The organism is Rhodococcus sp. UFZ-B548 (genome assembly GCF_903819475.1).
Classification (GTDB): domain Bacteria; phylum Actinomycetota; class Actinomycetes; order Mycobacteriales; family Mycobacteriaceae; genus Rhodococcus_F; species Rhodococcus_F erythropolis.
Genome location: NZ_CAIJDS010000001.1, coordinates 505,632 through 524,022, shown reverse-complemented (window position 1 = coordinate 524,022; position 18,391 = coordinate 505,632). Strand labels below are relative to the sequence as shown.

Annotated in this window: 17 protein-coding genes; 9 read left to right on the top strand and 8 right to left on the bottom strand. The window is 62.4% G+C overall.

Annotated features, from left to right (window positions below):
- Nucleotide 1: 1 nt before the first annotated feature.
- The 5 genes from H7C86_RS02515 to H7C86_RS02495 are packed head-to-tail and all read right to left on the bottom strand — an operon-like array spanning nucleotide 2 to nucleotide 5,505.
- Nucleotides 2-1,435: an aldehyde dehydrogenase family protein gene (locus H7C86_RS02515; protein ID WP_069145736.1), complete on the bottom strand. Its 1,434-nt coding sequence runs from the start codon at nucleotides 1,433-1,435 to the stop codon at nucleotides 2-4.
- Nucleotides 1,432-1,932, bottom strand: coding sequence for an SRPBCC family protein (locus H7C86_RS02510; protein ID WP_182261032.1), 501 nt, complete (start codon nucleotides 1,930-1,932; stop codon nucleotides 1,432-1,434). Before H7C86_RS02510 ends, H7C86_RS02515 begins: the two co-directional genes overlap by 4 nt.
- The gene (locus H7C86_RS02505; RefSeq protein WP_182261031.1) at nucleotides 1,929-3,020 is read right to left on the bottom strand and encodes a PDR/VanB family oxidoreductase; all 1,092 of its coding nucleotides are present in this window, start codon (nucleotides 3,018-3,020) and stop codon (nucleotides 1,929-1,931) included. Before H7C86_RS02505 ends, H7C86_RS02510 begins: the two co-directional genes overlap by 4 nt.
- On the bottom strand, nucleotides 3,017-3,949 hold the full coding sequence (locus H7C86_RS02500) for a metal-dependent hydrolase (RefSeq protein WP_020908819.1): 933 nt from the start codon (nucleotides 3,947-3,949) through the stop codon (nucleotides 3,017-3,019). The genes H7C86_RS02505 and H7C86_RS02500 overlap by 4 nt, the downstream gene beginning before the upstream one ends.
- Nucleotides 3,949-5,505, bottom strand: coding sequence for an NAD(P)/FAD-dependent oxidoreductase (locus H7C86_RS02495; RefSeq protein WP_047889902.1), 1,557 nt, complete (start codon nucleotides 5,503-5,505; stop codon nucleotides 3,949-3,951). The genes H7C86_RS02500 and H7C86_RS02495 overlap by 1 nt, the downstream gene beginning before the upstream one ends.
- 183 nt (nucleotides 5,506-5,688) lie before the next feature.
- Here H7C86_RS02495 and H7C86_RS02490 point away from each other — a divergent pair, with 183 nt between their 5' ends.
- Nucleotides 5,689-6,345, top strand: a complete 657-nt coding sequence (locus tag H7C86_RS02490) for a TetR/AcrR family transcriptional regulator (protein WP_020908817.1) — start codon at nucleotides 5,689-5,691, stop codon at nucleotides 6,343-6,345.
- Nucleotides 6,342-6,968 (top strand): TetR/AcrR family transcriptional regulator, encoded by a 627-nt coding sequence (locus H7C86_RS02485; RefSeq protein ID WP_019744959.1) that lies wholly within the window; start codon nucleotides 6,342-6,344, stop codon nucleotides 6,966-6,968. Before H7C86_RS02490 ends, H7C86_RS02485 begins: the two co-directional genes overlap by 4 nt.
- A gap of 4 nt (nucleotides 6,969-6,972) precedes the next feature.
- On the opposite strand, the gene H7C86_RS02480 is transcribed toward H7C86_RS02485, so the two are convergent.
- Nucleotides 6,973-8,151, bottom strand: a complete 1,179-nt coding sequence (locus H7C86_RS02480) for an acyl-CoA dehydrogenase family protein (RefSeq protein WP_020908816.1) — start codon at nucleotides 8,149-8,151, stop codon at nucleotides 6,973-6,975.
- Nucleotides 8,152-8,338: 187 nt separating this feature from the next.
- On the opposite strand from H7C86_RS02480, the gene H7C86_RS02475 reads away from it, so the two are divergent.
- Complete coding sequence (locus H7C86_RS02475; protein ID WP_182261030.1) at nucleotides 8,339-10,060, top strand: FUSC family protein; 1,722 nt, start codon at nucleotides 8,339-8,341, stop codon at nucleotides 10,058-10,060.
- Here the strand turns inward: H7C86_RS02475 and H7C86_RS02470 are convergent.
- On the bottom strand, nucleotides 10,036-10,998 hold the full coding sequence (locus H7C86_RS02470; protein ID WP_182261029.1) for a sigma-70 family RNA polymerase sigma factor: 963 nt from the start codon (nucleotides 10,996-10,998) through the stop codon (nucleotides 10,036-10,038). The two genes, H7C86_RS02475 and H7C86_RS02470, sit on opposite strands and share 25 nt — an antisense overlap.
- Before the next feature lie 277 nt (nucleotides 10,999-11,275).
- Between H7C86_RS02470 and H7C86_RS02465 the strand changes: the two genes are divergently transcribed.
- The 6 genes from H7C86_RS02465 to H7C86_RS02440 are packed head-to-tail and all read left to right on the top strand — an operon-like array spanning nucleotide 11,276 to nucleotide 17,645.
- On the top strand, nucleotides 11,276-12,355 hold the full coding sequence (locus H7C86_RS02465) for an ABC transporter substrate-binding protein (RefSeq protein WP_019744955.1): 1,080 nt from the start codon (nucleotides 11,276-11,278) through the stop codon (nucleotides 12,353-12,355).
- Nucleotides 12,352-13,173 carry an ABC transporter ATP-binding protein gene (locus H7C86_RS02460; RefSeq protein WP_003940477.1) on the top strand — a complete coding sequence of 274 codons (822 nt, stop codon included), beginning with the start codon at nucleotides 12,352-12,354 and terminating at the stop codon, nucleotides 13,171-13,173. Before H7C86_RS02465 ends, H7C86_RS02460 begins: the two co-directional genes overlap by 4 nt.
- Nucleotides 13,166-14,038 carry an ABC transporter permease gene (locus H7C86_RS02455; protein ID WP_030535349.1) on the top strand — a complete coding sequence of 291 codons (873 nt, stop codon included), beginning with the start codon at nucleotides 13,166-13,168 and terminating at the stop codon, nucleotides 14,036-14,038. The genes H7C86_RS02460 and H7C86_RS02455 overlap by 8 nt, the downstream gene beginning before the upstream one ends.
- 31 nt (nucleotides 14,039-14,069) lie before the next feature.
- Nucleotides 14,070-15,416: an LLM class flavin-dependent oxidoreductase gene (locus H7C86_RS02450; protein WP_182261028.1), complete on the top strand. Its 1,347-nt coding sequence runs from the start codon at nucleotides 14,070-14,072 to the stop codon at nucleotides 15,414-15,416.
- Nucleotides 15,413-16,645: an MFS transporter gene (locus H7C86_RS02445; protein ID WP_020908811.1), complete on the top strand. Its 1,233-nt coding sequence runs from the start codon at nucleotides 15,413-15,415 to the stop codon at nucleotides 16,643-16,645. The genes H7C86_RS02450 and H7C86_RS02445 overlap by 4 nt, the downstream gene beginning before the upstream one ends.
- Before the next feature lie 13 nt (nucleotides 16,646-16,658).
- Nucleotides 16,659-17,645, top strand: coding sequence for an LLM class F420-dependent oxidoreductase (locus H7C86_RS02440; RefSeq protein WP_020908810.1), 987 nt, complete (start codon nucleotides 16,659-16,661; stop codon nucleotides 17,643-17,645).
- Between the two features lie 9 nt (nucleotides 17,646-17,654).
- Here H7C86_RS02440 and H7C86_RS02435 read toward each other — a convergent pair whose 3' ends face one another.
- The gene (locus H7C86_RS02435) at nucleotides 17,655-18,317 is read right to left on the bottom strand and encodes a DUF3239 domain-containing protein (protein ID WP_020970500.1); all 663 of its coding nucleotides are present in this window, start codon (nucleotides 18,315-18,317) and stop codon (nucleotides 17,655-17,657) included.
- Between the last annotated feature and the right edge of the window lie 74 nt (nucleotides 18,318-18,391).

Genomic DNA, 18,391 nt, shown 5'->3' with positions numbered 1-18,391 from the left:
TTCAGTGCCTTCCGTGTAGAGCGCGGATGAGAACCTTGACCAGCCAGTCGATTCGGGCGGTCCGTCGAAACGTCGTCAGTGGTAGGGGCGAACGGAATCGTTGCCTGGTCATCGACCGGGCATAGGTGAACTCCTTCAGACCATCTGGGCCGTGAACGCGTCCGAAACCAGATGCTCCGACCCCACCCAGTGGCAGGTTGGGAACCGCGGCATACATCACGTAAGAGTTCACCGACGCTCCTCCGGATCGGAGCCGATCGGCAACAGCCACTCCATGCTTGCCGAACACGCTTGCTCCCAATGCATATGGCGACGCATTGACCAACTCCACCGCCTCGTCCATCGAGGCGACCTTGGTGATCGTCATCGTCGGGCCGAAAGTTTCCTCCGTGACGGCGAGGCTGTCTTCGGGGACGTCGACCATGATGGTCGGTTGCACGTACTGGCCGGAGATCGAGCCGAGCCCTCCGAGAACGACACGTCCACCCCGCGACATCGCGTCGTCGATGTGGCGCCGGATTACAGCCACTTGCGCGGGCATGGTGATCGGACCGATCTTGTCCTCGGCACCCGGACCGGCATGAACTCGGGCAGCCAAAGTGATTGTCTTGTCGATAAACTCGTCGTAGACCTGTTCGTGCACGTATACACGCTCGACGCCCAGACAGGTTTGACCGGAGTTGGACAATGCGCCCCACACCGCAGCATCCGCGGCGGCACCAACATTTCCGTCGGCATCAAGGATGAGCGCGTCCTTACCGCCACATTCCATCAACACCGGTGTGAGGGTCTCGGCGCACGCTGCCATGACTTTCTTGCCCGTCGCGGTCGATCCGGTGAACCCGATCTTGTCGACACCGGCCAGGCACAGTGCCGCGCCGACCGAACCGTCGCCTGTGACAACTTGCAGCACAGGATGTTCAGGGACGACCTCGGCAAACGCTCGGACCAACCATTGCCCGACTGCCGGGGCGAACTCACTCGGCTTGTAGACCACGGCATTGCCTGCAGCCAGCGAGAACGAGAGCGAACCGAGCGGGGTGAAGACCGGATAGTTCCACGGACCGATCACACCGATCACCCCGAGAGGTCGATACTCCACCGAGGCGGCCTGATTGACCGTCAACAAACTGGAGCGGACGCTGCGCCTGCCCAATACCTTTCGGGCATTCTTCGACGCCCACGCGAGATGTTCGAGTGCCATGGCGATTTCGAGCATCGCGTCAGGGTGCGGCTTGCCCATGTCCCGGTGCACGACGTCGGCGAGTTCGGATGCTCGACGAGCGATGATTCCACGCCACCGATCCAGTCGACGAGCGCGTTGCTCGAATGTCAGTTCTGCCCACCACTCGGAAGCAGTTCGGGCGTCGCGCACTGCCTGTGTCACCGTGTCGTCGGACGCCTGTGTGGTCGTGTCGATCTCGGTCGCCGTCATTGTGGAGTTCCTTGAAGTGTGTGGTGGACGGCGCCGTCGGCCCAGCTGCGAGTGACGCGTTCGAGGATCGGTCGGGACAGAGACAGAATCGGGGCGAACCACGGCTGCGCTTGTACGGCGAATGTCCAGGTGAGGCGGCTGCCAGTCGAAGTCGGTTCCAGCACCAGATCTTCGGCGAAGCGTTTGAACCCCGGCAGTGACGCCGACTCCACATAGAACGTCATTCGGTGCCCCTCGTCCCAGCAGAAGAATCTCTCGTTCAGTGCAGCAAAAGTGCCGGCGCGCACGGTTCGCGTAGTCCCGATGCCGAATGGTCTGGCCGAGGTCCAGTCGGCGCCGGTGATCCCGCGCGCCCACGACGTGAGCGCTCCGTCCGAGGTCAACGTCTGCCACAAGCTTTCACACGTCGCTTCGGATTCGATCCGGTGAGTGATCACCAGCGGCGCGGATCGGACGAAGTCTGCGTCGGCTGCCGCTAGAGAGAATTTTCCCCTCACAGGTCCACCACCAAAGATGCACCGGTGGAACGTGATCGACAGGTCAACATCGAATCGGCACGTTCGGATTCGGTGAGCAAGGTGTCTCGATGATCGACGCTCCCTGAGAGCACCCGAACCTTGCACGTACCGCAGAAGCCCTGTTGGCAGGAATAAGCGACTCCGGGAAGTGCACGTCGTATCGCAGCCAAAGCACTTTCGGACTCGCCCACATCGACGGTGAGACCGGTGCGCGCCAGATGCACCGTGAACTCCTTGCCGTCGACTACCGGGAGTGGGGAGAACCTCTCGCTGTGCACCGATCCGGTCGGATTGCCGGCGAAGGTCGCCGCGCGCACCATGTTCATCAGCGGCGCCGGTCCGCACGTGTACACCGCGGCACCGGGATCCGCAGCAGCGACCAGTGTTTCGATATCCGTCGGGCCCAACTCGTCGTCCGGTCGGATGGTAACCCGGCCGGTGGAGTATTCCTCGATCTCGTCGAGAAATGGCATGGCCGTCCGAGTTCGTCCGAGATAATCCAAACGCCACGGGATTCCGCGGCGGTGACAACGTTGCACCATGGGAAGGAGCGGAGTGATCCCGATTCCGCCCGCAACAAAGAGGTACGACGGAGCCGCGACAAACGGAAATGCATTGCGTGGCCCTCGGACGTCCACCACCATGCCGGGTTTCAGCGACTCGTGTATCTCGCGCGAGCCGCCCCCACCCTCGTCGATCCTCCGGACGGCGATCCGATACGAGGACAAGTCGTCGGGGTCGCCGCACAGCGAATACTGTCGTTGCCTTCCCGAGGGGAGAAAGATGTCGAGGTGGGCGCCGGGAATCCACGACGGAAGGGTGATTCCTTCCCTCGGGGTCAAGGTGACACTCAGGACGTCGTCGCACTCTGACCGGACGGACTTCACGTCCAGAGTCATGTCGAACCCGCTGTAGCGGACCGGGCTGGGGCGCGAAAGTATGTGCGCTGCTGGACTTGCTGCAAAGATTCGGCGGTAAGCGCCGGTGGCTTGCGCGGCAAACCTCAACGACCGGGTCGGTGTGAAGTCGGGTGCGTCGTGGGAACTGTCGGCAGTCGTCTTGTTCATCCTGCGCTCGCTTCGGAAGAACGATTGGCAGCAGGCGAGCGAGCGAGGTAACGCATGGCGACGTCCATGTCCCCGATCTGGGAAGGATGGAAGCTCGGCCGCAGATACGGAGGAATCTCGGTGATCAGGAATTTCATGTTGGGTACCAGGCCACGACGGGTGGCGCTTATCAGTTGGAGAGGCCACAGTCGGCCCTTCGTCGTGGACGGGTCCTGTCGGAACAGGTAGTTCATCGAGGCGATGAACAGCACGAACAATGTGAAGCTGGCCAGCAGCGCCGTGCGAACGCGTCTGGCGTAGCTGCCGTCCACGTACATGTAGGCGTCGAAGGCTACGTTGCGGTGTTCGACTTCCTCGGCGCCGTGCCACTTCACCATGTCGAGCATCATCGGGTGCATGCCGGCATCTTCGAGGGCGGGATCGGTGAGCAGCCATTCCCCGACCACTGCCGTGTAGTGCTCCATGGCGGCAAACAAGCCGAGACGTTCACAGAGCCAGGCGTGCTTGGCTTTTCCGGTCAATCCTTTGTCGCCCAATATCTTGTCCACGAGCCAGTCCATCCGGCGTGACATCGGTTTCATGTCCATGCCGAGGTCCGCAAGATGCTCGCGTGCACCTTTGTGCGACGACGCGTGTGTTGCTTCCTGGCCGACGAATCCCACCACCTCTTCGTGCAGGCGGGTGTCCTCGATGAGCGGGAGTGCTTCGGCGAGCGTTGCGGACATGGCCCGCTCTCCCTCGGGTAACACGAGATGCATGAAGTTGACGACGTGGGTGACCATCGGTTCGTTCGGCACGTAATGCAGTGGTACGCCGTCCCAGTCGAATTCGACGTCCCGCGCGGCGATCGCATGTGCTTCGTCGGTGTAGCGGCGAGCGCCGGACGGTGCGACGACGGGTGTGCCTCGGAAGGCGTTGATGCCGAGCATTATCGGCTCCTCACGGTTTCTCGAGCAGTGGTGAGTGCTGCGGACGAGACGGGTTGTACCTGCGCGTAGTGAGCGAGGTCGGCTCGTTTGGTCCTGGCGCGGAATGATCGGTTGAATCCGGGATAGAAGGTGTAGTTGCGGCCGCCGTCGACGAGGTAGTAACTACTGCACCCCCCGGCGTTCCACACGCTGGTGGCGAGTCGGCGGTCTGTCGCGCGTACGAACTCGCGTTGCACGTCTGCGCGGACGTCGATGCTGCCGATGCCGCGCTCGTCCATTTGAAGAATGCAGCTCACGATGTACTCGACCTGGGCTTCGATCGTGACGACCTGCGAGGTGTAGACCACGGAATTGGGTCCGAGGATCATGAAGAAGTTCGGAAAACCGCTGATAGTGGTGCCGAGGAAGGCCTCGGCACTGCCGTTCCACGTCTGCGCGAGGCTGCGGCCGTCCTGGCCTCGGATGATGTCGAACGACGGGTTGTCTCCCATCCGAAAGCCGGTTCCCATGACTATGGTGTCGACTTCCCGGAAGGTTCCGTCCGCGGTGAGAACTCCGCGCTCCTGCACCTCGACGATTCCGTCCGTCACCACCTCCACATTGGGTGACGCCAGCGCGGGATAGTAGGTGTTCGAGAACGTTGGACGCTTGCATCCGAATGCGTAGTGGGGGAGCAGCTTTGCGCGAAGCTCCGGGTCCCGCACCTGCCGGCGAAGGTGTGCTCGACCGAGCGCGGCCAGCCCTTTGAGCAGTGACGGCTTGTACACGAATCCGGGTACCAGGGCTTCTTGAAGCAGGTCGAGTCCCTTGCGTGCCAGTCGTTGGGTGAGCGGCACCCGCTCGAAGAGAGCGCTTGGCCAGCCGGTCATCGGCTGATCCGGATGCGGCAGGATCCACGTCGGTGTCCGCTGGAACACGGTCAACGTGTCCGCGAGCGGTTGCAGTCTGGGGATGATCTGCACCGCAGAGGCGCCGGTGCCGACCACGGCTATCCGCTCACCGCGAAGGTCGTGGTCGTGGTTCCAGTCCGCGGTGTGGAACATCTGACCACGAAACGATTCGAGCCCGGGAAGGTCGGGTGTGGCGGGGGCACTGAACGGGCCGGTGGCCGCGACCAGGAACTGTGCCTCCCAGACGGTTTCCGCAGTGTGTACCCGCCAGATCTGGGCCTGCTCGTCCCACGAAGCTTCTGTCACGTCCTGGTTGCAGTGGAAATGACCGGCCAGTCCGAAGCGATGGACGCAATCCCGGAGATAGTCGTAGATCTCGGGCTGTAGCGGATACAGCCGCGTCCAGTTCGGATTGGGCGCAAACGAGAACGAGTACAGAATCGACGGGATGTCGCACTGTGCACCGGGGTAGGTATTGACCTGCCAGGTCCCCCCGGGCTCCGCGGCACGTTCCAGAACGACGAAGTCGTCGATCCCGGACTGCTTCAAGCGGACAGCCGTTCCGATGCCGCCGAAACCGGCTCCGATGACGACGACTCGTGTTCGGCGAGTTCGAGTTTCCTCGTCACCGGCCGATGGCCCCGAGGTTGGGTCGATGTCGACCATGTGTGACGCCTCCTGATTGGTGCGTGAACAACTGAACGAAGAGTAAGTCTGACATCAAGTGATGTCAACAGCGATTGATGTCAGAATTGAATTGATTGACATCGTGCGATGTCAGTTCGCTTGCCGAGGTCGCCGCGATAACCTGAGGTCGAGAGCACTGCCGGTCAGTGAGAACATGGGGACATGACGGATACCGAGGCTCGGCGCACCGGCCCGCGCAGGTGGCGTGGGCAGGAACCAGAAGATCGCCGCGCCGCGCGCCGGGCACAGCTGATCGAAGCCGGGTTGCAGATCATGGGCACCGAGGGTGCGGCCGCCGCGACCATGCGTGCGACCTGCCGCGAGGCTGCGCTGACCGAACGGTACTTCTACGAGAGCTTCGCCAATCGTGACGAACTGCTGGTCGCCGTGCTCGACGAGGTCGTTCTCGGGGCACGCGACACTATTCTGGACGCTCTCGAGGCGGCGCCTTCCGAACCGTCGGCCCTGATCCGTCACGTGGTGAAGGCCTTCACCACCTACGTATTCAAGGATCCGCGCCGTGGACGCATCATGTTCGTCGAATCCCAGGCGGAACCTGCGCTGTGGGATCGAGGGCGAGAATTGATGGCGGAGTTCACCAATCCGATCTCCGCGTCGCTCGAGCTGATGTACGGCGGCGAGGCAACCGACTCCGCGAACTCCGAACTCAATTCGGTGGGGCTGTTCGGTGCCCTCGCGTTCATCTATCAGGCGCACACCCCGTCCTCCAAGATCTCTCGAAAGCGTTTGGTGGAACACATTTCGCTCATGGTCGAAGCGCAGGCGACGGTCAACAGCACGCCCGCGAGAAAAGAATGACGTCCGCGTCGGCCACAGGCGGAAAGCGTCTCGGTCCTGAAGACCGGCGTGAGCAGATCATTGTCAGCGCGGCAAAGGTTTTCGAGGAGAAGTCTTTTGCCGACGTCTCGATGACCGAGTTGGCCAAGGCGGCCGGGGTCGGTCGTCCGCTGCTCAATCATTACTTCGGCTCCAAGCGGGAGTTGTACCTCGACGTCGTGCGGCGATTCGTCTTCATTCCCGAAGTGGCGGTGGACCGCATTCCGCGATCGGCGAGCCAGGAGAAGCGGATCGGCGCCGTGATCGATCGGTGGCTCGACGTCGCCTGGCGTCATCGCGACATGTGGATCTCGACTGTCATGTCCGACGACCTCCGCCGTGACCCCGAGATGGACCGGATCCTGCAGGACGCTGACGACGTTGCTGCGCGACGCATGATGGATGCGCTCGAGATTCGACCGAGTGAAGGCAGCGAGGCTGCTGTTCATTCGATGATCGTGGCGTACGGAGGATTGGCCAAGGCCGCCAGTAAGCAGTGGTTGGTGACGGGAGCGCTCGACCGCGAACAGGTGCACCTTCTGCTGGTACACAGTTTGCTCGCCATCGTGCGTGACGTTCTGCCGGCGTGCGAGGCGGATTCCTGATTGCTCAGAGTGATCTCGCCACGAGGTCTTTCATGACTTCGTTCGATCCGGCGTAGATTCGCTGAATACGAGCGTCGGCGTACATCTGAGCGATGGGATATTCGAGTATGTAGCCGTACCCGCCGTGTAGTTGCACGCAGCGGTCGATCACGGCGCACTGCTGATCGGTGAGCCAGTACTTGGCCATCGCGGCGGTAGTCGCATCGAGTTGCCCGGCAAGGTATTTGACGATGCAGTCGTCGATGAACGTTCGTGAGATACGAGCGATGGACGCACACTCGGCAAGTTCGAAGCGGGTGTTCTGCAGGTCGAAGAGCGTTTGCCCGAACATGTTTCGGGATTTGGTGTACTCGACGGTGAGGGCGACGGCACGCTCCATTGCCGCAGTGGCTGCAACTCCGCAGATCAATCGTTCGGGCAGTAGCTGCTGCATCAGCTGGGCAAACCCTGTGCCTTCGCGGTCCCCGAGCAGGTTTGTTGCAGGCACCCGCAAGCGGTCGAAGAACAGCTCGGTGGTGTCCTGGCCCTTCTGTCCGACCTTCTCGAGTATTCGCCCGCGCTCGAAACCCGGTGTGTTGTCATCGACCTCGGCCACGATGAGCGACACTCCACGCGCTCCGAGGCCGGGATCGGTCTTGGCGGCAATGATCACCAGATCACAATTGCGACCGTTGGAGATGAATGTCTTTGCGCCGCTGATCAGGTAGTCGTCACCGTCGCGGACGGCGCGGGTGGTGATGTTCTGCAAGTCGGATCCGGTGCCGGGCTCGGTCATGGCGATTGCGCCCACCCACTCGCCACTCACCAGCTTCGGTAGCCAGCGCAGTTTGTGCTCGTGATCGGCGTAGGCATTGAGGTAGTGCGGCACGATTCCCGAGTGCACGCCGAGTTGGAGTGAATGATCACCCGCCATGACCTGCTCGTGGAACAGCACGGCGTCGTGCGCAAACGTTCCTCCTCCGCCGCCGTACTCGGTGGGGATCGACATGCCGGCGAGCCCGAGCGTCCCGAGTTCCCGATATGCGGATTTGTCGGGAAAACCCTGGGACGCGAAGCGTTTCTGATGCGGTGTGACGTGTTTGGCGAAGAAGTTCCTTGCCAGGTCGGCCACGGCCTCCAATTCGTCGTCCATCCACGGGGACCGGCGTTCGGTGGTTCGGGTTGCGGTAGATCCTTGCGTCATCGTGATTCTCCCGATCGATGAAGTGCGACCCGCGAGCGGATCCGACTCCACCTATCATCCACACTGTTGACAGAGTGTCAATAACGGGGTGGTCGAATCGACCTCCGGACCCGCCTCGAATTCCACGTCGGCCGCCCGCAAGAATGGGAGGACACAGACACGAACAGGCCGGCGCGAAGGATGGGCAGTGGACCCCGAAGAAACATCAGCGGGTCACGAGTCCAACCTCCCGGCTCCGCGGCCGGCGCGCAGCGTCCTGTTCGGATTGCCGCCGGTGGGAAACAGGTACCCCGGAGCGGTTCGCGTCGCCCTCGCCCTGGCGATTCCGGCGGCCATCGCCACACTGCTCGGATTCGGGTCTGCGTCGCTCCTGGTCGGCCTCGGTGCATTTGCATCGATCTACGGTGAGGGTCGTCCGTACCGGAGCAGGTGGAAGGCAGTCGGTATCGCCGCGACGGCGCTGACGATCCTGTCCTTCATCGGGGCATCAGTGGGTGAGCCCGTCCACCGAGCCATCGCCGAGGGAGCGCCGACGGTGCTGCTCGTCTTTGTCGTGCTGATCATGGCCGTCGTGGTGTCGACCTGCGCCTTCACCGTCGACGCGCTTCGATTGGGTCCACCGGGCGCGTTCTTTCTGTTGCTCACCACCGAGATCAGCTCCGTGATCGCCACTCCCGGCCAGCCGCCGGTCGAGGTCGCGATGTGGACGGCAATCGGTGGGATCAGCGCGGTGGTCGTCTCGATGACGGGAATCGTGTGGGCACCGAGAGCTGTCGAACGCAGCGCTGTACAGGCAGCCGTATCGGCCGTTGCGGAGTACACGGACGCTCAGGCGGCGTACGCCCCACCCGAACTCACGCGAGACAAACGCCACGCTGCAGCACTTCGGCTGCACGACGCGTGGCAGTGCCTTTACCGCGGCGCAATCGTCGGGAAAGGCCACCCGTTGACCCGTGAACTCGAACGAGCGCAGATCTCGATGGCCAGAGCGATCTCCGACGACCACGATCCGGAGCTCATGGCGGACCCCGCGTTCGACGTCGACGAGGTCGGGGCTCACCCGCCTCTGCCCGATCCGACGATCCGATATCGGTTCCTCCGCGCCTGCAATCCGTCCAGCCGAGCGTCGGTCACGGCACTTCGGCTGTCCATTGCCTGCATGGCCGCGGGAACCCTCACCGTCCTGCTCGGCATCGATCGCCCGGACTGGGCGGTGATCGCCGCGGCGATGGTCCTTCATCAAGGACCGGATCGAATACTGGGCACCTATCGCGGAATTCACCGCATCGGCGGAACCGTCCTCGGGTTGATTCTGTTGGGTGCCATCTACGCCTGGAGTCCGACCGGTCTGTGGTTGGTGGCGGTACTTGCCGTCCTGATGGCCGGGATCGAGCTGTTCCTGGTGCGGAATTACGGGATAGCCGTCATTTTCATCACCGCCCTCGCGATTCTCCTCGGCGCGGCCGGTGGTGCGCACGGGACCGTCCAACATCTGATCCTCAGCCGCATGCTCGAGACGGCAATCGGCGTCGTCGTGGCGTTGGTGGTCCTGTGGACGGTGGGGCGCGGTGCGCATCGACGCACTCTGATCTGGGTCGACGAACGGGCGAGTAGCGTCCTGTTCAAGCTGCTGACCGAAATTCGCGCGAGGCACTATGCACCACAGGCGAATTGGTCGGAGCTTTCGGAGCTTCGACGGGACCTGGACTTCGAACTGCGAGGTAGCGCGATGGCCGGGATCGACGCCGCCCACAACGAACCAGAGTGGGCGTCGCAGCAGTGGAGGACGCACACCGAATTGCATCATCTGGGATCGGATGTACTGCACCGACTGTGGTTCGGAACGCAGGTGTCCAGATCACACCTCGAGGAATGGGAGTCTCGTTACTTGCGTTCGGGTTCGGTGTGATCGAGCATCGGCACAGCGCTGAACTTGGCTGGATTCGCAATATCGTAGGCTGCGCACACAACTCCGTCGCGGACAGTGAAGCCGGCAACGCGAGCGGCGAACTGCGGGTACTGGTCATCCCCTGGTGAGCCGGCGAATACACCGCCGAGCCGTCCGTTGACGAGAACCGGTGACATCGAGAACACCGCTGCCGGTCCGTACTTGCGGGCCAATCCCAGGTAGAACCGCGCCACACGATCGCTGCCGCGCACAATGTTGACAGCCGTGCGGGTCGTTCCGCCTGCGTCACCGATCAGGACGGCATTGGGATCGAGTGCATCGATCACGGCGTTCAGATCTCCACTCGCGATAGCCGTCACCAATCGCTCGACGGCGGCAGCATGCTCCTCGATACTGACCGGGACCGGCGCCGACGCTGCGGCTTTACGGGCCCGCGAGGCCAACTGACGGGCAGTGGCTACTTCGATGTCGAGGATGCGCGCAACCTCGGCGAAGGGCACGTCGAAGCCGTCATGCAGGACGAAAGCAACGCGTTGAGCGGGAGTAAGGGTGTCCAGGACGACGAGGGCAGCAAAACGATTCTGTTCCTGCCTCACGACGTACTCCAGCGGATCGGGTGTCGCTGAGGGTGTGCCCGCGGTGGCGTCGACGGGCGTGACGATCGGCTCCGGAAGCCACTGTCCGACATAGCTTTCTCTTCTGACTGCGGCCGATTTGAGATGATCGAGGCAGATCCGACCGACAACAGTGGTGAGCCATCCGCGCAGCTCCCGGATCTCGAGGTCGCTTCCTTGTCTCGATTGTGCGACTTGCAAGCGTATCCATGCCTCCTGCACCGCATCCTGAGCGTCGCTGAAACTTCCGGTGAGACGGTAGGCCACCGACGTCAGGTGGCCACGGTGTTGCTCGAAGTCCTGCGCAGTCGTCGGCGAAAGCATGCCCTCATGATACGGACCTCACACATTAAATCCGGCATGAATGTAACCGTTGACCCAGGTAGTGGGTGCCGACGTATGGTTTCGGCACTGCTAACGGCTCGATTCTGTCTTCACATTCATTGGAGTCTCACGTGTTTCGGTCTTTCCCGCTCATGTCGCTCAACTGTTGTCGTTGAACTGACATTCCCCACACCTGCCTGTGCCGAGCGCCGCACACGGCGCTCCGGACAGGTGTAGCCGAGAACTGAACCAATCATCTTCTACAGGAAGCAACTTCATGATTCGCCCTCGTTTCGCGCGCTCGGTAGCCGCGGCCGTCGCCTTTGTCACTCTGTCCAGCCTTGCCGTTGCCTGCTCGGGCTCCTCCGACGAAGTCGTCAAGACCGCCGACGGCAAGACCGTCCTGCGGTACGAGGGCAGCACCGGACAGGTCATCTACCCCGAACTGGCCGCTGACCTCGGTTACTTCAACGACGTGGAGCTCAACTGGATCGGCGATACGACCAGCGGCCCTCAGAGCATTCAGAACGCAGCGACTGGTCAAACCGAGTTCGGCGGAGCGTTCAACGGTGCGGTGGTGAAGTTGGCTTCCGCGGGTTCGCCGATCACCTCGGTCATCGGGTACTACGGCTCCGACAAGGAGAGCTTCAACGGGTACTACGTACTCGACGACAGTCCGATCAAGTCGGCGAAGGACTTGATCGGCAAGAAGGTCGGGATGAACACCCTCGGTGCGCACCACGAGTTCGTCGTCCGTGAATGGCTTGCGCGGCAGGGACTTACGCCTGACGAGATCAAGCAGGTTGAATTGATCGTCGTTCCGCCGGTCAACACGGAACAGGCGCTGCGGCAGGGACAGATCGATGTCGCCACCCTCGGCTCGGTCTTCCGTGACTCAGCGCTCGAACGCGGTGGTCTTCGCGAGCTGTTCACCGACGAATCGCTGTTCGGCTCGTTCACCTACGGCACGTTGGTGTTCCGTGACGACTACATCGCGCAGAACAAGGAGGCGGTCGCCGATTTCGTACAGGGAACAGCGCGGGCCATTCGCTGGACCCAGACGCACCCACGAGAAGAAGTGATCGCGAAGCTGACGTCGATCATCAACAGCCGCGGACGCAACGAGGACACCAAGCTCATCAGCTACTGGAAGAGCCCAGGAGTCGCCGGTCCCGGCGGAACGATCACCGATACCGAGATCAGCACGTGGATCGACTGGCTCACCCGTAACGGTGAACTCGAAGAAGGAAAGTTGAAGCCGTCGGACATCTACACCAACGAATTCAACCCGTACGCCAACGGAACGTATTCACCCGACAGCGGCGCTGACGGACAGGCACTGGAGGCAGCAAAATGAGCACAGAACCGAAACTACGGCTCGAGCACGTCACCAAACAGTTCGACATTCGTGGGACCGACGAAGTTTTCACCGCGGTCGAGGACATCAACATCGACGTGGCGCCGGGGGAGTTCCTGGTCCTCGTCGGGCCGAGTGGTTGCGGCAAGTCGACTCTGCTGGACCTCCTCGGAGGACTCAGTTCGCCCACTTCCGGTCGAATCCTTCTGGACGGCAAGCAGATCACGGGCCCAGGCTTGGATCGGGGAATCGTCTTCCAGCAATACGCGCTACTTCCATGGCGAACTGCACGTCACAATATCGAGTTCGGACTCGAAGCGAAGGGCGTGAAGAAGAGCGAGCGACGCGAACTCGCCGAGCATTACCTCGAACTGGTCGGTCTGCAAGGTTTCGCGGATCGCTATCCGCACGAGTTGTCCGGTGGAATGAAGCAGCGAGTCGCGATCGCCCGCAGCTTGGCGTTCGATCCCGAAGTGTTGCTGATGGACGAACCATTTGCTGCGCTGGACGCACAGACGCGAGAGTCGCTGCAGGACGAGCTTCTGCGCATCTGGAAGGCCACCGGCAAGACCATCCTGTTCATCACCCACGGAATCGACGAGGCCATCTACCTCGGGCAACGTGTTGCAGTACTGACTTCGCGGCCGGGGCGCGTCAAGACGATCGTCGACATCGACATCGACCGGTCCGGCGACGACGTGCGATCAGGTGAGGAGTTCCGAGTGTTCAGGCACCGGATCTGGACGCTGCTGCACGGTGAAGTCGAGCGCGCTCGGGCCGGCGAACTCGATCCTGCCAAGGAGGTTGCACATGTCTAGCGCATTGGCGACGCCGGAGGTGGTCGCCACCCCGAAACCGTTGGCCGACAAAACACCTGACATTGCGCAGCGGAGCCAGGCCGGCGGCAAGGCGGCGCGCTACATTGGTTCCACCGCCTGGCGGATTGCCAAGCCGTCGATTGCGATCGCGATCTTCCTCGGGATCTGGGAAGCGGCACCTCGGCTCGGGCTGGTGGACAAGGTCTTCCTGCCGCCCTTCACCGAAGTTGTGTCCGCATTCTTCACTCTCGCCGAGAACGGACAATTGCAAGAGCATGTTTCGGCCAGTCTGACGCGTGCGCTGACCGGATTCTTCGTGGCCATCGCGATCGCGATTCCGTTGGGAATCGCGATCGCCTGGTACCGCCCGGTCTCCGACTTCCTCAACCCGATTCTCGAATTGTTCCGCAACACAGCAGCCTTGGCTCTGCTTCCCGTCTTCGTGCTGATTCTCGGAATCGGTGAGGAATCGAAGATCGCCCTGGTGATCTACGCCTGCACCTTCCCGATTCTGCTCAACACGATCTCCGGTGTGCGAACAGTGGACCCCCTGCTGATCAAGTCCGCTGCCTCGCTGGGGTTCTCCTCGATTCGGCTGTTCCAGAAGGTGGTTCTGCCCGCCGCAGTTCCCACGATCTTCACGGGTATCCGCATGGCCGCCGCGTCGTCGATTCTCGTGCTGATCGCCGCCGAAATGGTCGGGGCCAAAGCCGGTCTCGGGTATCTGATCACCGCTTCCCAACTCAACTTCCAGATCCCGAACATGTATGCGGGCATCGTCGCGATCTCGTTGTTGGGTCTGACAATCAACGCGATTCTGGTCCTGATCGAACGTCGGCTCTCGCGCTGGCGCGTCACCACCTGACCACACTTTCACGGAAAGATTCTGCGAACTCATGTCCGAACGACAATTTCATCTGAACGCCTTCCTGATGGGCGTCGGCCATCATGAGGCGGCGTGGCGTCACCCACGCACAAATGCGGCCAACCTTCTGGACGTCAAGCACTTCCAGGAACTGGGGAGAATCGCCGAGCGTGGCAAGCTGGACTCGGTGTTCTTCGCCGACGGTCTTGCAGTCGGTCCGCGGGTCAAATACAACACTCAGGCGATCTTCGAACCCGTCACCTTGCTGTCGGCGATCGCTGCGGCCACCGAGAAGGTGGGGTTGATTGCAACCGCGTCGACCAGTTACAGCGATCCGTACACTCTTGCAAGGAAGTTCGCTTCCCTCGATCACATCAGTGGCGGACGAGGCGGGTGGAACATCGTGACGTCGGCCGGCGCCGACGAGGCCGCGAACTTCGGCCTCGATGCGGTACCGACGCACAGCGGTCGTTACGAGCGCGCCGAGGAGTTTCTCGACGTGACGCTCGGACTCTGGGACAGCTGGGAAGAGGGGGCAGTTGTCCTGGACGAAGAGACCGGAATCTTCGCCGATCCTGATCGTGTCCATCGCATCGACCATGACGGTCAACGATTCACGGTGGCTGGCCCGCTCAATTCGCCGAGGTCTCCACAGGGACGTCCGCTGCTTGTACAGGCCGGTTCCTCCGAGAGCGGTAAGGATTTCGCGGCGAGGTATGCCGAAGCCGTGTTCACCGCTCAACGAACACTCGAGCAGGGGCAGGATTTCTACACCGACCTCAAAGCGCGGCTGATCAAGTACGGGCGTAGTCCCGACGAGATCAAGGTGCTGCCGGGCATCGTGCCCTTCATCGCGGATACGAAAGAAGAAGCGAAGGCTCTGGAGCAGTCGTTCACGGACCTCATCTCTCCGGAGTATTCGCTGCGCCAACTCTCGAACATGGTGGGTGTCGATCTCACCGAGCATTCTCTGGATGCCCCGCTGCCACCGTTGCCGGACATCGATCGCATCCAAGGGAACAAGAGTCGATACCAACTCGTCAAAGGCCTTGCAGAGAGCGAAAACCTCACCGTCCGTGAATTGATCGTCAAACTCGGTGGTGGCCGAGGACATCGGACGTTCGCCGGGACACCGGAGCAGGTCGCGGACGAGTTGACCGAATGGTTCGACAAGGGCGCCGCGGACGGCTTCAACATCATGCCGCCCTATCTGCCCGGAGGGCTCGAGGTGTTCGTCGACCGGGTCGTGCCGATTCTGCAGGCGCGTGGGCTCTTCCGAACCGAGTACACCGAATCGACCCTGCGGGGCCACTACGGCCTCGATCGTCCGGCGAACCGGTTCTCGCGGGCCGCTGGCGCGGCAGAAGTGAGCGCGTGACGGAAACACTGCCCAAGGAACAGCCGGCGATTGCCGGACTCAAGCCACTGGTCACAACGGTTTTCGTGCCGGCGGCTATCTTCGGGATCGGTCAGGGTGCGGCTGCCCCCATCATGGCCGTCACTGCGCGCGACCTGGGCGCATCGGTCGCCGTCGCCGGCCTGATCGTTGCGCTCGGTGGCTTGGGTGCCGTACTCGGTGACCTCCCTGCCGGCCGGATAGTGTCGCGTTTCGGTGAGCGTAGATCGATCATCGGCGGAAGTTCCTTGGGTGCAACAGGAGTGGTGATCTGTCTGCTTGCGCAGACTCCGTGGATGCTCGGTATCGGCGCACTGTTGACCGGACTGGCGAATGCGGTGTGGGGCCTTGCGCGGCAGAGCTACCTCGCCGAGACCGTGCCACTCGGTCTTCGGGCCCGAGCAATGTCGTCGTTCGCCGCGATGTGGCGGTTGGGTTTCTTCCTGGGACCGCTCATCGGTGCCGGCGTGATTCTCCTGGTGGGAGCGCGCGGAGGATTCCTCGTCCAGTTGGTGGGCGTCGTGCTCGCCGGGGCGCTGATGGCCCGCGTTCCCGACCCGCCACGAAAGGTGCAGGCGGGCAACAGCGATCACGGGCACGTCACCCTCCCGGAGATCCTTCGCCGTCATCGTGCCGCTCTGTCGACGCTCGGGACAGGCTCCCTTCTGATGGGCGCCGCCCGCGCTTCGCGTGAGGCCGTTCTTCCATTGTGGGCATTGCACCTCGGGTTGGATGCAGCCCAGGTGAGTGTGATCTTCGGTATCGGTGCGGCCGTGGACCTGCTGTGCTCGTATCCGGCCGGACACATCATGGACCGATACGGCCGTAGGTTGGTCGCGGTGCCTTCGCTGACGGTGATCGGTGTGTCGTACCTGATGTTGCCGTTTTCGACGGGTGCAGTGGGATTGACCGTGGTCGCTGTCGTGATGGGGATCGGCAACGGACTGGGCAACGGCGTGATCATGACTCTCGGTGCTGATATCGCCCCACCCGAAGAGCGCGCCGAGTTCCTCGCTGCATGGCGATTGACGCACGACACGGGCATGTTCGGTGGGCCGCTCGCGATCGGTCTTCTCGCCGCGGTGTTCCCGCTCGGGTGGGCATTTGCCGCACTGGGCGCGACTTCGTTCGCCGGCGCGGCGATGATGTTCCGCTTCATTCCGGTCTATTCTCCGCGGGTGTCACCCCGGTCGCGCGCCGGGAAACTGTAGGTAGGCTCGCTACATGCGATTCGGACTGTTCGTACCTCAAGGCTGGCGTCTGGACCTGGTCGGCATCGACCCCGCGAAGCAGTGGGAGGTGATGCGAGACTTCACGCTGCGCGCGGAGGCAGGGCCGTGGGAGTCGGTGTGGGTCTACGACCACTTCCACACCGTTCCCCAGCCGACGGAAGAAGCGACTCACGAGGCGTGGACGTTGATGGCCGCACTCGGTGCGTCGACCTCGCGTATCCGACTCGGCCAGATGTGTACCGCCATGAGCTACCGAAACCCGGCGTACCTTGCCAAGGTCGCCGCGACCACCGACCTGATCACGGGTGGACGCGTCGAGATGGGCATCGGCGGCGGTTGGTACGAGCAGGAGTGGCGCGCGTACGGCTACGGTTTCCCCTCTGCCGGTGAGCGTCTGGGCCGCCTCGACGAAGGAATCCAGATCATGCAGCAGGCGTGGTCGACCGGCAGCTCGACGCTCGACGGCAAGTACTACCAGGTCGACGGAGCGCTGTGCCGTCCACTTCCGTTGCAAGAGGGCGGAATTCCCATCTGGGTTGCCGGTGGCGGCGAGAAGGTCACACTCAAGATCGCGGCCAAGTACGCGCAGTACACAAACTTCGACGGCACCCCGGCCGGCTTCGCGCACAAGTCCGAGATCCTGAAGAAGCACTGCGACACCGTCGGTACCGATTTCGACGCCATCGTCCGTTCGGCCAACTACAACGTGGCCATCGGCGCGACGGAATCCGAGGTGGCTCAGCGGTTGGAGACACTGAAGGACAGACTGACGCCGTTGGTCGGCGAAGCTGCCGCCGATGCGTCGCTCGATGCGTTCCGCGGAATGCCTGCCGTCGGTACACCCGAGCAGATAATCGAGAACCTGTCGGCGCTCAAGGCGCAGGGACTCGAGTACGCAATCTTCTACTTCCCCGAGGCCGCGTACGACACGTCGGGAATCGAGATGTTCGAGAAGGAAGTGCTGCCCGCGCTCGCGTAACCGTTTGGGCTAGCGCAGCGAGTCAGGAAGATCGGCCGGGTTGATCAGAACCCGGCGATCGGGGTGGGTGCGAACTTCTTCGGAGTCGGGGATCCGGCTCTGCAGGAAGTTCCACTCGCTCGCACTGACAGCTGCGATCGCGCGTGCCAGCACTGCCGAGTCCTTGGTTCCCCACTCGATCGGCATGGGGCTGACCATCTGCCACGTGTCAGCCTTGCTGCGGGTGGAACGATCCGAACGCAGTGCCACCGACGGAATGCGGTCGCCGACTCGCCACTTCGGATTGAGTCGAACATTGCGGCTGACGAGCGCGTACTTCGGTGCTCCGGCCGCCGGCTTCGCGATGTCGATCAGTGCCGTCAGGGTCGCCGCTCGAGGGTGAACCTCGGTGACGATCGCGGGAACCAGTGGGTTGTCCGCATACAGAGATTCGACGCTTCCCACCTTGCGAGGTGCCCACAAGGCGACCCACAGTGAACTGGCCGCACCGATGGCGAGGACCGCGCCGATGATGATGGACCACACCTCACCCATGCTGATCAGCCAGGCTCCGACCGCGGCGAGGACGATCGCGAAGATCACCGCAGAAATCTGCAGGCGGCGTACGTCGGCCAGTGTGTCGTTGACCGACTTGGCGTGGGCCTTGTCGACGGTGAACTGGAAGTCAGCCACGAAAAAATCCTTCGGGTGGTGCCGGACGATCTAGGACCGGCCCCCGATCTCCCGGGAGCCGTCCACCAGCGTAG

Bases quoted from the DNA above. Each gene is read 5' to 3' on its own strand.
- H7C86_RS02515 (WP_069145736.1), bottom strand. From the start codon at position 1,435: ATGACGGCGACCGAGATCGACACGACCACACAGGCGTCCGACGACACG.
- H7C86_RS02505 (WP_182261031.1), bottom strand. From the start codon at position 3,020: ATGAACAAGACGACTGCCGACAGTTCCCACGACGCACCCGACTTCACA.
- H7C86_RS02500 (WP_020908819.1), bottom strand. From the start codon at position 3,949: ATGCTCGGCATCAACGCCTTCCGAGGCACACCCGTCGTCGCACCGTCC.
- H7C86_RS02495 (WP_047889902.1), bottom strand. From the start codon at position 5,505: ATGGTCGACATCGACCCAACCTCGGGGCCATCGGCCGGTGACGAGGAA.
- H7C86_RS02490 (WP_020908817.1), top strand. From the start codon at position 5,689: ATGACGGATACCGAGGCTCGGCGCACCGGCCCGCGCAGGTGGCGTGGG.
- H7C86_RS02485 (WP_019744959.1), top strand. From the start codon at position 6,342: ATGACGTCCGCGTCGGCCACAGGCGGAAAGCGTCTCGGTCCTGAAGAC.
- H7C86_RS02480 (WP_020908816.1), bottom strand. From the start codon at position 8,151: ATGACGCAAGGATCTACCGCAACCCGAACCACCGAACGCCGGTCCCCG.
- H7C86_RS02470 (WP_182261029.1), bottom strand. From the start codon at position 10,998: ATGCTTTCGCCGACGACTGCGCAGGACTTCGAGCAACACCGTGGCCAC.
- H7C86_RS02465 (WP_019744955.1), top strand. From the start codon at position 11,276: ATGATTCGCCCTCGTTTCGCGCGCTCGGTAGCCGCGGCCGTCGCCTTT.
- H7C86_RS02460 (WP_003940477.1), top strand. From the start codon at position 12,352: ATGAGCACAGAACCGAAACTACGGCTCGAGCACGTCACCAAACAGTTC.
- H7C86_RS02455 (WP_030535349.1), top strand. From the start codon at position 13,166: ATGTCTAGCGCATTGGCGACGCCGGAGGTGGTCGCCACCCCGAAACCG.
- H7C86_RS02450 (WP_182261028.1), top strand. From the start codon at position 14,070: ATGTCCGAACGACAATTTCATCTGAACGCCTTCCTGATGGGCGTCGGC.
- H7C86_RS02440 (WP_020908810.1), top strand. From the start codon at position 16,659: ATGCGATTCGGACTGTTCGTACCTCAAGGCTGGCGTCTGGACCTGGTC.